Genomic DNA, 15,458 nt, shown 5'->3' with positions numbered 1-15,458 from the left:
GCCGCGTGAGTACTATGAGAACATCTCGAAGGCCGGAGTTCAATTCGAATAATGTTGCAGGTCAAGACTCTAACCGGCAATTCTTCTTCCCAGCAGACACCCGAAGAATGTTGGACGATCGTTCACGTTCGATCGCCGTAAAGCCACGGTGCCATTTGCGATGCAGTTACCAGTTGGTAGCTATAATTCAGCTATTCAGCAAATGCACGGAAACCTCCAGGGCTTAGGTCCCGACGACCGCAATAGCTCACAAAGCGGACATTGCCTCTCACTGCTGACCACAGTTCTTTCGCATGGGTAACTGGACCCGCATCCACGCAACCGAGAACCGTCCCTGCACGTTGGGGACCTATGTCCCCGTAGGTCGAATCCGCGGAACTTGATTGAACTTTCTGCAATCCGAAAGTGAATTACCCTTCGATACGGAGTAATTCGGCAGACCGAAAATCTCGTCATGCCATCCGGCCGGCCAAGGCCCGCACTGGGAAGCGAAAAAAAGATTTCAAACTTCCCACTATGTGAGATTCGAGCGCGTGAGACCTCCGGCCGGACTGCTCAGAGACCGGCGCCTCGACGTGGCGAGGGCGATATGTCTTGATCAAGTAATGTCTGCATGTGGCGCCGGACCGACGGCGATGGTCGGCAGTCCCTAGCGGTGCGCAGCCTCGAATCGCACGCAGATGTCGGGTAGCAAGCGAATGGAACTGGAAATGTTGAAGATTCGTGAGATCCGCTCCGAGTCCGGGATCATTCCTCGACTCGCAGTGCGGTGGTTGATGATCGCGCTCGCCACGATCTTTGCATTCTGGCCCACCTGGACCAAGCTTTGGCAGAGCACGGCCAGCGGAACTGCCATCGGCTACGTCTTCGCTCTACCGCTCTTGTGTTTGGTTGCCGCCGTCGGAACAGACTTGAGGCGCGGCCCGGAGCTTCCTATTCACGATCGCGAGACCGACAAGATAGTCGGCTGCATCGGTCTCTTCGTCGCATTGGGACTCCAGGCGCTCCTGCTGCCGCGTTTTGCCGAGACCTACGAATTGATGCATATCGACGTGATCGCAGCGTGGGTATTCGTCTGGAGCGCAGCGGTTCTGATGTTCGGTCTCCGTCCGGTCAATCGGTATTGGGCAATCTGGGTGGTTCCGATCATCTTGGCGCCGCTGCACTATCGAGCAATCGCGACCGAAATGGGCGGGACCCGTTTCGACTACAGCGTCCTCATGGTGCTGGTCGCGTCTGCCGCGACCACGATCGCCGTCAGTAGAACGTGGAGGCGAGGGGCGATCGCCTTTGTCGCCGCAACGGTGCTCGGTGTGGTGGTTCTCTACGTCACGATTCAGAAGTATCCCACTGCTCCGCTTTTCGCCGTGCAGTTGTTTCCGGCGCTCGGAACCGCAATCGTCGTCGGTGGCGCCTTCTATCTGTACGAACGCCGGGGAAAGTCGCTCAAGCCGTTCGATCGACCACTCCGAAAGCCTTCGACAGCCACGAGCAACTGGACCATCCTTGCGGTGTTTGCCGCCGCAGTGCTGATGTTCTTCACACCGCTGCCACCGACAAGTTTGACCGTCAACGTCGGTCCGCCTCCGGCTACGGCCGATCCTCGACTTGTCGTTCCACTGGGCTGGCATCAGATTGCAGCATCCGAATACGACTGGCCCCGTCGGTACTTCGGCAGCACCTCCGAACTGAGCCGTCAGACAATTCGGGCCGACACTCCGAATCCCGCTTGGGACGCGCAGATGCGGCCTCGCACGGTACAGCTTGACGTCGTCCAGGTCCGGCGGCCCTCCACGCTCGCCGTGTACCCCAGCAAGACCACCTACGACCTGGAGAACGCGAGAGTCAGCCCGACGGTCACGGTGGAGTTGCCGCACGGGATCGTCGCCGAGATGTACACGATCGTCGACGACGCTCTCCTTCTCACATGGAGCAATCTCAATTTCGTTTGGACGCGGGGCGACGGAGCCGCGCAGCGAGTCAGCCTGATCAGCGTCGACAATCACGATCCCGACGCCTACTTCCCCGAACCGAAGCCGTCGATGGCGTCCAACGGTAGCAATACCCTCGCCGTTCTACTGCGTGGTGAAACCTCGACCGAAGACACCGAATCCGAGTACAAGGACCTGGACATGCTCGAAGCACTCGCTCGACTACTCGTGGAGGCTCAGACGTGGTGAACGAAAACCGAAGCCAGTCCAACAGTGTTGTGGTCAGCGGCGACCCGGATACAGCGGAGTACCGCGAGGCCGCCCTGCACGATGCAGTGAACGGTCTACGCGAGCGCCATCCGATCTCGTCCGCCTCCGTGGCCTTCTATCCGTGGCAACGAAATACGTTGTTGGCAGGCTTCGCACTAGTCGTCATCAGCCTCGTGCTCTTCCTCGTCCCAACTCTCATCGCGCTGACACTGATCTGCACCATTGGATACATCTGGGCGATGGTCGACCGTCTGATCTTGTTCACGAGGGGTCTCGATGCGTCCTCGATCATGACGATCAGTGACGAAGAGGCACTGGCTCTTTCATACGACGACCTTCCCACGTACACCATTCTGGTCCCCGCATACAACGAGCCTGAAGTCGTCGGCGACCTCATCGCAGCCATGCGAGCGATCGATTATCCGGAAGACAAGATGCAAGTCCTTCTCCTATTGGAGGAAGATGACGCCGTCACTATCGAAGCCGCTCTTGCCGCCGGCGTGGACGAGGTCGTCAGCATTCTGAAGGTGCCCGCGGCCGATCCACGAACCAAACCGAAAGCATGCAACTACGGTCTGCATTTCTCGACGGGCGAGATCGTCACGATCTACGACGCCGAGGATTCCCCCGACCCACTCCAATTACGGCGAGTAGTTGCAACTTTCGCGAAACTTCCCGAGAACACTGCTTGTGTTCAGGCCAAACTTGCATTCCACAACGGAACTCAGAACCTGTTGACCGCGTGGTTCACCGCCGATTACGCGCTGTGGTTCAACTTCATCCTCCCTGGATTGATGCGGAGCAATTCACCGATTCCTCTCGGCGGTACCTCGAATCACCTACGACGTAGCGTCCTCGACGAGATCGGTGCGTGGGATCCCTTCAATGTCACGGAGGATGCGGACCTCGGGGTACGGATTGCCGAGAGCGGATACCGCACCGCGGTGTTGAATTCCACCACGCTCGAAGAAGCCAACAGTGACACGATCAACTGGATCAGACAGCGCTCGCGTTGGTACAAGGGCTATTTGCAGACGTGGCTCGTCCATATGCGCCAACCCGTGAAATTATGGCGAGGATTGGGCCCGATCGGCTTTCTCCGCTTCACGATTCTCATGGCCGGCACACCTTTGGTCGCCACTTTGAACATGGTGTTCTGGCTCATCAGTCTGGACTGGATTCTCGGACAACCTGAAGTGATCCACCAGGTCTTCCCCAACTACGTCTATTTCCCCGCGTTGATCTCTCTGGCATTCGGTAACGCCGCTGTTCTCTACATGAACCTCGTGGCGTGCCGAGAAACGCGAAACGCGATGCTCCTCCTCGCCTGCCTGACTGCTCCGTTGTACTGGGTGCTGATGAGCATCGCGGCGATCAAGGGGACCTACCAATTGATTCGCAACCCGTCCTACTGGGAAAAAACCTTCCACGGTCTGAACACGTGACAACGCAATCCTTCACGTTCTACACAGGTGTGAGTTATGTCTACTGGTCCGCCTCACCCACAATTTCACCCGATTTCGGGTTTCAACGGAAAACACACAGCTAGATGGTCGCGGTAAACACACAATCCAGTCACAAAACTTAACTACCGGTACGCGAGAACCGCGGTGATTGGTTGCCGAATGATCACAGATCGGCCGTCGAGCGCCTTAAGTGCCGAGACGGCACTGGCTTACCGCGCAGCACTCAGGCACTATGACCGGTATGAGCGGTTTTTCGGAATGGGTGAAGCATCAACTGGAACTTCGCCAAGAAACAGACGTAGCCGATGCTGCGCGTGCGCTGGGAATACGCCCCTCCGAGCTCGGTCGGTGGCTGTCCGCGAAACGCCCTCCCACGCAGGACACGATCAGAACTGCTTGCCGCGTCTTCGACGTCCACGTACAGGAAATTCTTGTCGCGGCGGGCTACATGACACCCGACGAGTCGGGTCTGGACGACAAGCCGATTTCACTGTCGTCACTCAGCACCCGAGATCTCCTCGATGAACTGGCGAGACGCTCCGCGTCGCATAGCCTCGCAAGTCAGTAGGTCAGCTGCGGATCCGGCTGATCCAGTCGTTCCTTGAGCCAGACTCTCAATTCCGGTCCGTACTCGGTGCGACTGAGCGCATGGTCGAGAGAGGCCCGCAAAAATCCGCCCGGGTTTCCCAGATCGTGACGCGTTCCGTGATGGACGACGACGTGAACCGGATGCCCCTCTGCAATCAGCAGCGCTATCGCATCCGTCAGTTGCAGCTCGCCACCCTGCCCTGGCGAGATTCGTCTGAGCGCGTCGAACACGGCGCGATCGAGAAGGTAGCGTCCGGCCGCAGCGAGAGTGGATGGAGCATCCGCTGGTGCGGGCTTCTCGACCATGCCGACGACGGCAAGCACATCGGGATCACCGCCCTCCACAGGCGCTTGGACGTCGAATACTCCGTAAGCACCAACACGATCCGGCGCGACGTCGAACGCGCACAACACGGAACCGCCTCGCTCGGCACGTACCTTCGCCATCGCGTCGAGAACACCGCAGGGGTGGACCAGATCGTCCGGAAGCAGCACCGCGAACGAGTCCTCGTCCGCATCCAGCACCGATTCGACAAGACCCACAGCGTGTCCCAATCCCAGCGGAGACTCCTGCACAACCGGCTCCACCGAGATCAGGCCTGGAGCCCGGCGCACACGCTCGAGTAGATGATGCTTCCCGCTGGCGGCGAGCTTGCCCTCGAGCACCAGATCCTCGACGAAATGCCCGACGACCGATGCCTTGCCCGGCGCAGTGACGATCACCAGACGTTCCGCGCCTGCTTGCGCCGCTTCGCTTGCGACCAGCTCGATCCCGGGTGTATCGACCACGGGGAGCAACTCTTTCGGAACCGTCTTGGTGGCCGGGAGGAAGCGAGTCCCCATCCCGGCAGCCGGCACCACAGCAGTCTTGAAAGCCCGTTCAGCGCACCCAGTCATCGTTCACCTCTCCGCTCACGCGATGTTTCACACAATTACCGTTACGCGCATGCAGCGATCGTCCCCTCATTTCGACGACCGAAGCTCACACCGCATGTACAGCCTGCGCACAAGGTTTACCGGGCGACCGATGCCGTCGCAAGTTGACCCGAACTCGGAATTCGTTGCGCGCGAGAGCTACACAGCACCCCCCGATGTCACTTCCACGAAGGGCACACGGCACTCCGCGCACTACCCGTTACCGCAGCGAACGGTTGAGATCCTTTTTCGACGTTGACCACGGCGGGACGTAGCAACTGGCCAAAGAGACAGGTACGACACAACTTCCGAACTCAGCACCTCAACCGGACCGTCCCCAGCCGACCCGGACGTAGGTCCTGGAGGCGTCGCATCGATGGTCCCGAGCGACTCCACAAGCCTTCAAGTTCGGTTATCCGCAGGTGAATGCCACTGAATACCATTGGATGCAAACGAAATACGGTCATCACGTCACAACACCAGGTTCAGGTTGTTATCAGATCGTGACCATACTCCCACTGGGCGGAACTCCTAGTGGACTACCAGCAGTGTCCTAACTTGCCAGTGAAGCGATCACGTCGAAGAGTGGATCGTCGGGCCCGATGTCCATTGTGCACTCGTTCGGCCGCGGATCCGGTACGAAGGCCCACAGGAGAGCTCCGGCCGTACCGGCTGCCTTCTGCCCCGTCAGCTTCGTCTCGATGTTCGTGGCTCGGGTCGCCAGTGATTCACAACTGCCCGCCAATTCGCCTGTCTCAGCGACCAACAACGGCTTCGAGACGTTCGTGGCCTGTTCGATGCGACGCGCCAGTCCGTTCCACTGGTCGCCCGGAAGCGGAACCCCGTCTGCTCCGTAGTCGTGATACTGCAGAATGTCGACGAAGTCGGACTCGCTCACGTATTGGTAGTCGTCACCAGCAGTGCCGCACTGACCGCCCCCGACGTATCCGGCCGTGATCAGGGTGTTCGGATCGATCGCCCGAAGTTCGGCGCCTGCCGTGTCGAAGAACTCCCGCAACACCTGCGCGGAATCAGACGGGCACGTTCTTGTCCACCAATTGCAGGCGGCGTCGGTACACAGGCTCGGTTCCGGCTCCCCCACCAATTCCCACGCCGCGACGGAAGGCTCGTTCTTCCAACGGTCGACGGCGGTGTGCATCCAGTCCTGAAAGCTCATGGTGGCTCGACCTGGGATCAGGTTCGCAACCTTCCAGTCGTCGGTGTACCAGTCCCTGGATTTGAACAGCCCGTCATCACACCCGCTGTCCTGTGGTGAGAGCACCGGAATCGTGAACTGGTTGTGTCGCGCCGCAGCGTCGAACACCGCGTCCATCGGTCCAAAATCCATCTCCCCGGACACCTTGTTCACCGCGAGCGCTTGGAAGGCGTTGAAACGCGTGACGGAATTCGGTGGCAGAGAACCGAAGTAGGCATCGAGATCGACCATCGCGCCACAGCCGAAGTTCACCGACCAATCAGTGGCCAGTTGATAAGCATTGAGCCCGGTAGGCCACCACGGCTGTCCGTCGAGTGTCATTCCGCTCGACGACGCTCCGACCCGAACCGTCTTGGGCGAATCGGCAACCACCGGCGTCGTGAACATTCCTGTCACGACCGCGACGGTTGCAAAGCTGACTACAGCGGCAGCGATACGGCGACGCACTGTGCCACGCACACGCGGACGCGCTTCTTCAGAAGACATCTACAACCATCCACGTCATACGGACAATCCTCCCACACGAATTCCCTCATCGACCCGTTTGACGTTCACCGGTCACGCGATACAAACGCCAGGCCGAAGGGTCCATGCCGCCGTCGTTGGGCACCTCGAGCACCAGTGCTCCCACACCGCCGGCACCAGTGTCGTACATCGTCGGATAACGCCGATTGACCGCGTCCGACACACCGCGACCGGTGTTCGGAACCGACAGGATGTACTCGACGTGATGTTCGGCCGGGTTGTTCAGTACGCGCACGAAGTCCGCATCGGAAGGCACGACGAATTGCCGAGGGTTGTTCGACGACGCCACGACGGCATAGCTCTGCACGGTGTCGAGCAGAACCGACCCCTCCGGCAAAGCCAAGTCGTCCAGGTACCTGGCGATGCGACGCTCGGCCGCAAACGTGCGTAGATTCGTCTGCTCCTCCAGGTTCTGGCGGCCCGGAATGATCGCGCTGGCAATGGAATGCTCGAGCACTGCGATCCGCGCACTACCCATCGCGACAAACGTGACCAGCGTCGAACCGACCAGCAAGCACAGGGAGATCACAAGAGGTAGAGACGGTCCCGCCTGCTCGGGGTACGTCGACACCGAGCGCGACGCAGCAGCCCCTGGTCGACGCGTGATGACCGGCGCTCCGCGAGGAGCGATCAGGACGACCAATACGAAACACAGCGGAATGATCGAAATGTAGAAGCGCAGAAGAGGAAACGTCGATCCCATCAGGTAGAGCAACGTCTGCGCTCCGAGGATGGCGCCGAACAGCACAAGAGGCACCACCACTTCGGTGTCGCGCCGCCGAAGTGCGTAGATGACTGCCAGGACCACGAACACCGGGAGCGCCGGCCCGAGTACCGCCATTTCGGTGATCGAGAACGCAAGGCGGGCAACCGGTGAGTCGGTTCCGGCACCAGCCTGTTCCAGGATGGAACTGTTCCCGTACACCGACGAGAACTGTTGGAACGCTTGACCCGTGATGAGCCAACTGGCAAACGACCACAAGGCGAAGGCCAGGAAACCCGGCATCAGCACGACGGCGCCGTCGAGCGCTGCTGCCCAGAGCCGCAAGCCAGGTCCTGCGCCCTCGCCCCGCTCCTCCGCTGTCGGTTGAAAACGAAGCCAACTCACCACGGTCACCAGCACCACCGCGACAAACAGGGGTGCCAATGCGTCGTATCGAGTGAGGTACGCCAGAGCGAACGCGAGGCCCGCACCGATGAGGTCGTGTACGTCGTCGCTGCGCATCCACCGAATCAGTCGACGTGTCGCCCACAGAACGAAGAAGAGGAACGGAGCTTCGCTCATTCCGCTCGCCGCGTACATGACGATCATCGGATTGACAGCGAACAGCACGGTAAGGACGACGGTGACCCATCGCGGACACCCACGGTCGCGGCTGATCCCGCGTATCTGAATCACCGCGCCAGCCATGAAGGCCGCGGACATCACGACCGCAGTGATGTTCCACCGCAGCAGATCCGGCCACCAATGACCCATCAGGCCCATCGGAATCTGGACTGCCGCCGTCAACGGGGTGAACACGAATCCGATCGCCGCGAAGTGCGGATCACGGCTGAGCAGCATCGCCGACACCGCGGCGACACGACTGAGCGAATCGGTGAAGATGAACCCGATACCCGCGTTCATCCATACGCCCAACGCGGTGTAGATCGCGAAGAGCACGACGAACATCCGCCATGGCTTCCGGCCCGGTAGGTCGTGGACCGCGACGGACAGGGCCGGGCGATCGGTGACGGTCACTGTCCGCGACGCCGAGCCACGAGCACACCACCGACGGCAACAGCGATCAGAACCACGGTCCCGAATCCGATCCAGCCGATCGTGACCGCGCTCAGTCCGGTCTCTTCTTCGGCCGAGGTCGCAGTGCCCAACGGGGCGACGTTGACCCCGACGTCGAACGGCTCACCTCCGCGAGGTGCGACCAGTAGATCGCCGGTCAGTTCTGCGAACCGGTCTTTCCCACCTTCCAACCAGTTGAGCAGACCGTCGGCATCGGCCGCATCACCCTCAGACGTCAGCGCCACTACTTCGTTGTGCGAACCCGAAACCACCTGCAAGGCACCGTATTGTCCACCGAATTCCAGACCCTGCAAGCGCAGGAGTCCTTGATCTGCCGTGTCCATGGGTAGAGCCACCGGAGTGGGCAGCGTCCCGTCCGCCGCGATCAACAACGCAGGCAGCGAACTGGTCGCCGCGTCGCCGAACGGGAGCACACGCGGTTGCAGCGGCAGATAGCTCAACCGCTGCATCGCGACAACGAGGCGCTGGGCTCGAACGAGATCTGCAAGATCACCGTGACTCAAACCGACATCGAGTGTGGGCAGCATCGACTGAGGCAATGACTGGAATCCTCCAGGCGTCGGCGGGAATCCGGTAGTGGACGTGATGGTGCTGGCCGGATCGACAGTGAGCGAAGAAGGGCTACTGGTGCCGCACTGGAAGTCGCCGGTCACATCCATCGAGACCTCGAACGTCAAGTCGCGACGCAGGAGTTCGTTCGGAACATCGACGCCGATGTCGAAGCGCCCTGTCTCGTTAACCGTCTGCGAGGCGAGTCGTCTATCCCCGAGTGAGATCGACAGTTCTCCATTACGCGAATTCGGTAGCGGGACATAGGAACCAATCATTCGCACCGAGACATCCTTCATCGGACGCCCCAGTTGCGACTGACTGAACGGGACGTCGACCTCGATGTGATTGAGACCGGAAGTCGTCAGCGTTCCGAGCTTCAGCTCACCGACGGTGATGGCGTCCTGGGAAATCTGGGCAACCGTGTTGTCCGGTGACGCCAGCGCTCTGCTCGCCGCCCAGTAGCCGTCGAAGTTCGCCGCCAAGAGACTGACCTGAGGAACGAGCGTCTTGTCATCCCCTGAAATTCGCAGCACGGGTGAACCATTCGGCGCCGTCGCGAGATCGATGCCGGCGTCCCCACTGTTACCGAGCACTACAGCTCTCTCGAACAGTCCCGGCTCAGCGGAGGGCAGACTCTGGCCGTTCGGCAGCTGCTCCACCACCACGGCACCAGGCTGACTTCCGTACTTGTTGACAATCGCTGCACTCAGTTGCAAAGCCGCACTCTGCTGCGCCCCTGACGAACCATCCGTGACGTAGATGGTTGCCTTCCTCAAAATCGGTGGGAAGAAGGTTGCAACAGTTGTGGGCTGTCGCTCTGCGCCGTCGTAGGCGACAAAGGCATCCCGGAGCGCGAGGGGCTGGTATCTCGTTCGGTCGTAGCAGCGGTCGTCGACGGGAACTAGGTGAGCGATCATCGACACGGTCACACTACGGTCGACCACTTCGAGACCTTGCAAGGGAACCGAAATCGGTAACCCGGCCCCGGCCTGCCCGGCGTCGAAGTCGACGCGGCTCACCAATCTGCCGTCCGAAGTCACTTCGAGCCAGCCCCTACTGAAGTCGGTCGGGGCGGTCAGGATTCCGGTCACGGCTGTTGCGGTGAGTCCGTCCGGCACCGGCACGGTCACCAACACTGGTGCGTCATCGGAAGAGAACACGATGTCCGTTCCTCGGCCGAGTTCGGTGAAGGAGATCGAAGTTGTGGCTGCGGCGACCACCGAAGTATCTGCGTCGTCCTCGAAATCCTGGGCCGAGGCGACACTGCCGAGAGGAAGCAACAAAGTCACCGCGACAGCCACCGGCATTGCCAGCGCGCGCGTCAGCCAGGTTCGAGAGTTGCCCATCAGCGTGTCTCCTCGACATTTCTTGTTTCCGCGCAATCACCAAACACAAATCACGAGTAGCAATCTCGCCAGTTCGCGACGGTCGCAGGTCCGATCGCACCGTTACGGACAAACGAACCATAACGACCAATTTGTGCGTTTGGCTAATTATCCCGACCGGAGAGACTTTTGTTACGGCGCGTCACATGATTAGCAATCGCTGCCGCTGGGAAGCCGAAAGAAACCGTCCGCAAGCCCGTCAACACGCCTGAACGTCCGTCCAGTCTGGGCGCTTCGGGGGGCGGAGATTTCTCAGACAAGGAAGCTGTGACGCTCAATTCGATCATCCCCGCCGGCAAGAGCGCGATCGGAAAGCTGGTCGGCGCACCGTTCCACTTCGCATCATCGCTGCGCATGGCCAGGGTTTTTCACCCGCACGGGATCGAACTGAAGGGAACATTGAAGCCGGCCACCCCATGGTGGCCGGTAACGGAGTCGTCGACGATTACCGTCACCGCTCGAATGTCGAAAGCACTCGGAATTCCGGGAGACCTACCCGACATACTTGGCCTGGCGCTTCGGTTGCACGATGTCGGCGCAGATGAAAACCCGTGGGACATTCTTCTCGCAACATCAGGACTTTCTACCTTCTCGAAAATGTTTCCAGCTCCGGCTTTCTCGTGGAACGGCGCGAGATACAGCACACTGGTCCCTTACTCACGCGCGGGCGGGGCCGCGGCGTGGCTGATCGTGACACCGCGCGGCGTCCACCCGACCGGCACTTCTTTGTCGGCATTGAAAACGGCGGTCGATCATTCCCCTCTGCACTTCTCCGTGTACCTCGCGAGAATTCAACTTCAGTTGATACCGATCGGGCATCTCTGTCTCGACGAGGTCGAGGACCACCCGGATTGCCTCCAGCCGTCCTTCGATCCGGTTCTGAACAGGCCGGCCCACATGCGCATGCTTCCGGAGTGGCTCGCAGAAACGCGCAAGTTCGCGTATCGCGGTAGCCGCAACGGCCGAGGAGACACACAAAAGCGCGGTTGACCGGACATGCCGGTCAACCGCGCCGAAACTCATTCAGCTTGTGAACTTGTCCTTGATATCCGAGACCTTGTCACTGACAGTGTCTCCGGCCTTCTTGACCTTTGCCTCGCCCTGATCGGCAACACCTTCGGCAGCCAGATCGTCATTGCCCGTGGCATTTCCGATCTTTTCCTTGGCTTCGCCGATGAGATCCTCAGCGCGGTGCTTTGCCTTGTCGATGAAGTCAGACATATGTTTCTCCTTCTTGAATTCGGTGTGGATTCGGTCGTGCGTTCGGCCGTGGGATTCGGCCGTGGGATTCAGTCGAACTCGAACTGCGTGGACAAATGTGTCAGCGTTTTCCGGTGACTGCCTTGACCAGGAACAGCAAGATGACGGCGCCGAGGAGGCAAGTGAGGAAGCTGAAGATCCAGCCTGCACCCTCGACATCGACGCCGAAAACTCGAAGCAGGAAACCACCGATCAGGCCGCCGATCACACCGACAACGATGTTGAGGAAGATCCCCTGCTGCGCATCGGTTTTCATGATCTTGCTGCCGATCCAACCCGCTAGTCCACCGATGATGATCCAGGCGATGATTCCGAGTGAGAGCATTGTGACTCCTTGAGGTAAGGGACGGCGCAATGAGAGACTGCCGGTGAAGGGAGAGTTCCGAGCGATCGGCCCGCGCAACTAGACCGTGATCACGGGTTGTGTTTGCACACAACCGGACTCTCCGCCGCACGACGCGGGGGATCGTGCACTCAGTAGCAGCCACATTGTCTGCTTACCTTTCTATCAGGTGTTCACGACAGAACCAAAATGACTGGCGATTCACCACATACGAGAAACGACACTCACCGACGCGCACATGATCAGCGTCACTACGATCGCGATCGCCATCGAAGTGACGGCCGCAAGGAGCACCGTGACACACAGTGCCACAGCAACATCCATGACTCTGTGCACGATCGGGAGGTCTACCAATACCCGGTCACCGGGAGGCTCAAACCTCGATTGATCAGAGAGTTCTCGGCTCATCGCGTTTCGCGCTTTCCACGGCGATATGAGTTCTGGTCGCGACGGATAAATCACCGACCATCGACTCGACTTGATCCCCCGTGTCAGTGACGCGAGAAATCAACTCGGACAACGTTTCCGATCCGGATACGACGCTACGTCTCAATGTCACTCGCAAATCGATCGTGCGAACTCCACGATCGAGCAACGCTTTTCCTCGGACACGCGACACTTCGTCGAAGTCCTCCAGTGATGCGCTCGCCCCTTCCGCCACCGCACCCAGATCCGCGGTGATGGAATTGTGTGAGTTCGACCCAGGGACCGTGATCTCCTTCACCCGACGCAGCGGCACATGCGCGATCAACCACCGCAACGCGAGGAGGACTAGCAATACTCCCCCAGCTCCGACAGCCCATGGCCACCACGAGTGATCGACAAGATCTTCAGCCCACGGGATCTCGATACGCGCCGGGAAATCCTTGATCGCGTCGAGATTCCACAGGATCGCTGCAACTCCCAGCGCTACCGCGAGCATCCCCACCACGCATGTCGCCACGCGATCCATCGCCGTCGCCGTCCGAGTCATGACATCGATCCCGTCTGGATACGAACCTTGATTCGCGGCGATGGTGACAGCGACCCGGCCAAGTCCCCCAGCACCGCACGGATTTCCGATTCAGCGGTCGCGGCTCCATCGGGCGTGACCGAGGCCTTCACTTCCAGCTTGCGCCGGGTCGCGTGTGACGAAGCGGATCGAACCTGGGCCAGTGACTCGACGCGAACAGACGCTATCGCCGCTACATCGGCGGGATCGATCCATGTATTCGCGACTCCGACCAAGGCATTGGCAGTCTTTCGTCGCGGTTTGAGTCCGAGGATGACGAACCACAGGCCGAGAACGACGGCTGCGATCCCCGCCGGCAACATCCAACCCTGGTACGCGAGCCCGTCCACATATGCGGCAGCACTTGGTATCCACTGCGACCCGGTGATCACGCCGGTATCCACCAGCGCGTCGCGGACGCCGACCACGCCGAGCGCGAGTAGCGCCGCGGCGATGAGGAATCCCGTGACGGCCGATCCGGGCGCCGCAAGGGGAACAGGAGCAGCAGCCCTCGAGGCAGTGGGTGGTGCGACCTTGTCGGCGGTCATCGCACTTTCCTTCCCGCGTCACGCTTGGTCGATGCCGGGAGAACGCTCACGATCGCCACGTCCACGCCGTCTACGTCCAGGCCCGATACAGACTGCAACTGGGTTGTCACGTTCTCTCGCACCGCGGTACCGATGACCGACAAGGATCCGGGCCACTCGATCGCGATGTCCACCTTGGCCCGTACCCGCTTGCCGGATACCAGCACTCGCGCCCTCGGCAATTCGCGCCCGGTCAGTTTGTCCATGCCGGCGGCGTGATGGCGCACCCCCGGGGTTCCGCGCGTCGCCTCGAGAACCAACTTCTGCGCGACTCTGTCTCGAATCGTCAGCGTTCCGCGATCGCCCGGCTCACCATGCACAGACGACTCCGGTCGAGCTGTCTCAGCCACGTCCGCGACCCTTCAGCATCACACCGAGATCGAACTCGCCGTCACGCTGACCACCGACGAGGTATCCGATCACACCGAGAACCAGAGCGATGAGGAATCCGGTGAAACCGCCTGCAGCAGCTGCGACTCCGAGAAGTAGTCCTGCCAGTAGGCCGACAGTCGAGGTGGTCATGTGAATCCTCCGTTGTGGATGATGTTCGATGGTGCCTGTCAGATCTCGGTGTAGGTCTTTGCACCCGGAAACCGAGCGCGCACCCGCGTGTACTGGGCCCGAACGGGTTTGGCTATCTGTCGCATCGTGCCGCGCAGCGACGTGCGCACAACCACACCGATCGGGGATGCGAAGTCCCGGTCGACGCGTTCGAGTGCTCGATTGAGCGCGTCGGCAGATCCGCCCACGTCGGGGTGGTAGTTCCTGATCGCCTCTCGGCGTGCGGATCGTCGATCAGGACCTGAACCCCGCGAGTGCTCAGGCATCGCGTCCACGACCGACTACGTCTTCCACTGTCACGTTCACGGGGCCTGTAACGAGTCCTGAAACCGCTTGGCGGATACGTAAAGCCGTGTCTCGAACGGCGGCGTCGGCGAAGATGCACACATGGATGTCTGTCGACGACTCCGTCACCCGCACGCCGACGACGCGGCGACCGGGGAGGTACGTGCCAACCTCGCCGAACATTCCGGCATGAAGCGAGGCGACCCCAGGTACCCCCGTCACAGCCGCCGCGATGGTGTCAGCGATTTCGGAACTCACTGCACCCGTGCAGTCTTGGGCTCGCCGGTTTCGTCGTCGCTGCCCTCGTCGAGGTGGACGTCGTGAACTGTGATGTTCACCTCGGTCACTTCGAGACCCGTCATCCGTTCGAGCGCCGCAATGACGTTGCGGCGAATGCCGGTGGCCAGATCGGCGAGCGATACGCCGTACTCGGCCACGATGTCGATGTCGACCGCTGCCTGCTTTTCGCCGACCTCGACCGATACTCCCTGGGAGTGGTTGACACTCGCGCCGGGGATCCGCTCGCGCAGTGCCCCGACAACCCGGGACGCTCCGCCGCCGACGTCGTACACACCGCTCACCTCTCGCGTGGCGATGCCGGCAATCTTCGAGACAACGGTGTCGGCGATCGACGTCTTTCCTTGAGAGCTCACGAGAGCCGAGTCGTTCGATGATGCAACATCCTTCGTAGATGCTGTCGCAACCTGTGTGCTGACCATTGTCATCTCCTCCTGTTGATCGATCTACCTGTGTAGTCGTCACTCGAAGGCAAAACCGAATGC

Annotated in this window: 18 protein-coding genes; 4 read left to right on the top strand and 14 right to left on the bottom strand. The window is 60.4% G+C overall.

The annotated features are described in order from the left end of the window. The first annotated feature begins 710 nt into the window (after nt 1–710). The 3 genes from RA302_RS06530 (at nt 711) to RA302_RS06520 (ending at nt 4,235) form a co-directional block, all read left to right on the top strand. A complete protein-coding gene (locus tag RA302_RS06530; protein WP_252858607.1) occupies nt 711–2,180 on the top strand; it encodes a hypothetical protein in 1,470 nt (489 codons plus the stop codon). Between the two features lie 29 nt (nt 2,181–2,209). After that, nucleotides 2,210–3,646, top strand: coding sequence for a glycosyltransferase (locus RA302_RS06525; protein ID WP_041815673.1), 1,437 nt, complete (start codon nt 2,210–2,212; stop codon nt 3,644–3,646). 262 nt (nt 3,647–3,908) lie between these two features. Next, nucleotides 3,909–4,235: a helix-turn-helix transcriptional regulator gene (locus tag RA302_RS06520; protein WP_223258030.1), complete on the top strand. Its 327-nt coding sequence runs from the start codon at nt 3,909–3,911 to the stop codon at nt 4,233–4,235. Here RA302_RS06520 and RA302_RS06515 read toward each other — a convergent pair. From RA302_RS06515 to RA302_RS06500, 4 genes are all read right to left on the bottom strand, one after another. Beyond that, nucleotides 4,229–5,152, bottom strand: coding sequence for a UTP--glucose-1-phosphate uridylyltransferase (locus RA302_RS06515; protein ID WP_019747444.1), 924 nt, complete (start codon nt 5,150–5,152; stop codon nt 4,229–4,231). The genes RA302_RS06520 and RA302_RS06515 overlap by 7 nt on opposite strands. A 571-nt stretch (nt 5,153–5,723) precedes the next feature. After that, nucleotides 5,724–6,872 (bottom strand): beta-mannosidase, encoded by a 1,149-nt coding sequence (locus RA302_RS06510; RefSeq protein ID WP_051636456.1) that lies wholly within the window; start codon nt 6,870–6,872, stop codon nt 5,724–5,726. A gap of 46 nt (nt 6,873–6,918) precedes the next feature. Continuing rightward, nucleotides 6,919–8,652 (bottom strand): glycosyltransferase family 39 protein, encoded by a 1,734-nt coding sequence (locus RA302_RS06505; protein ID WP_019747446.1) that lies wholly within the window; start codon nt 8,650–8,652, stop codon nt 6,919–6,921. Then, complete coding sequence (locus RA302_RS06500; protein ID WP_338479819.1) at nt 8,649–10,610, bottom strand: hypothetical protein; 1,962 nt, start codon at nt 10,608–10,610, stop codon at nt 8,649–8,651. Before RA302_RS06500 ends, RA302_RS06505 begins: the two co-directional genes overlap by 4 nt. Before the next feature lie 306 nt (nt 10,611–10,916). On the opposite strand from RA302_RS06500, the gene RA302_RS06495 reads away from it, so the two are divergent. Beyond that, nucleotides 10,917–11,639 carry a hypothetical protein gene (locus tag RA302_RS06495; RefSeq protein WP_084325756.1) on the top strand — a complete coding sequence of 241 codons (723 nt, stop codon included), beginning with the start codon at nt 10,917–10,919 and terminating at the stop codon, nt 11,637–11,639. 33 nt (nt 11,640–11,672) lie between these two features. Here RA302_RS06495 and RA302_RS06490 read toward each other — a convergent pair whose 3' ends face one another. From RA302_RS06490 to RA302_RS06445, 10 genes are all read right to left on the bottom strand, one after another. Then, nucleotides 11,673–11,870, bottom strand: a complete 198-nt coding sequence (locus RA302_RS06490; RefSeq protein WP_019747449.1) for a CsbD family protein — start codon at nt 11,868–11,870, stop codon at nt 11,673–11,675. Between the two features lie 100 nt (nt 11,871–11,970). After that, nucleotides 11,971–12,234: a GlsB/YeaQ/YmgE family stress response membrane protein gene (locus tag RA302_RS06485; RefSeq protein ID WP_047890188.1), complete on the bottom strand. Its 264-nt coding sequence runs from the start codon at nt 12,232–12,234 to the stop codon at nt 11,971–11,973. A 219-nt stretch (nt 12,235–12,453) separates the two neighbouring features. After that, on the bottom strand, nt 12,454–12,576 hold the full coding sequence (locus tag RA302_RS06480; RefSeq protein ID WP_264614010.1) for a hypothetical protein: 123 nt from the start codon (nt 12,574–12,576) through the stop codon (nt 12,454–12,456). Nucleotides 12,577–12,640: 64 nt separating this feature from the next. Then, nucleotides 12,641–13,225: a hypothetical protein gene (locus RA302_RS06475; RefSeq protein WP_153211337.1), complete on the bottom strand. Its 585-nt coding sequence runs from the start codon at nt 13,223–13,225 to the stop codon at nt 12,641–12,643. Continuing rightward, on the bottom strand, nt 13,222–13,791 hold the full coding sequence (locus RA302_RS06470) for a DUF6286 domain-containing protein (RefSeq protein WP_020968731.1): 570 nt from the start codon (nt 13,789–13,791) through the stop codon (nt 13,222–13,224). The genes RA302_RS06475 and RA302_RS06470 overlap by 4 nt, the downstream gene beginning before the upstream one ends. Next, nucleotides 13,788–14,180 carry an Asp23/Gls24 family envelope stress response protein gene (locus RA302_RS06465; protein WP_338479809.1) on the bottom strand — a complete coding sequence of 131 codons (393 nt, stop codon included), beginning with the start codon at nt 14,178–14,180 and terminating at the stop codon, nt 13,788–13,790. Before RA302_RS06465 ends, RA302_RS06470 begins: the two co-directional genes overlap by 4 nt. After that, nucleotides 14,173–14,352: a hypothetical protein gene (locus RA302_RS06460; RefSeq protein ID WP_003943629.1), complete on the bottom strand. Its 180-nt coding sequence runs from the start codon at nt 14,350–14,352 to the stop codon at nt 14,173–14,175. Before RA302_RS06460 ends, RA302_RS06465 begins: the two co-directional genes overlap by 8 nt. A gap of 38 nt (nt 14,353–14,390) precedes the next feature. Beyond that, a complete protein-coding gene (locus tag RA302_RS06455; protein ID WP_223258031.1) occupies nt 14,391–14,579 on the bottom strand; it encodes a hypothetical protein in 189 nt (62 codons plus the stop codon). A gap of 70 nt (nt 14,580–14,649) precedes the next feature. Further along, a complete protein-coding gene (locus RA302_RS06450; RefSeq protein ID WP_021343181.1) occupies nt 14,650–14,934 on the bottom strand; it encodes a hypothetical protein in 285 nt (94 codons plus the stop codon). Next, nucleotides 14,931–15,395 carry an Asp23/Gls24 family envelope stress response protein gene (locus RA302_RS06445; RefSeq protein ID WP_003943699.1) on the bottom strand — a complete coding sequence of 155 codons (465 nt, stop codon included), beginning with the start codon at nt 15,393–15,395 and terminating at the stop codon, nt 14,931–14,933. The genes RA302_RS06450 and RA302_RS06445 overlap by 4 nt, the downstream gene beginning before the upstream one ends. Between the last annotated feature and the right edge of the window lie 63 nt (nt 15,396–15,458).

The organism is Rhodococcus sp. DN22 (assembly GCF_036669995.1).
Lineage (GTDB): Bacteria > Actinomycetota > Actinomycetes > Mycobacteriales > Mycobacteriaceae > Rhodococcus_F > Rhodococcus_F erythropolis.
Note: the sequence above shows the minus strand (reverse complement) of the source record. Positions and strands in the feature narration are given on the sequence as shown.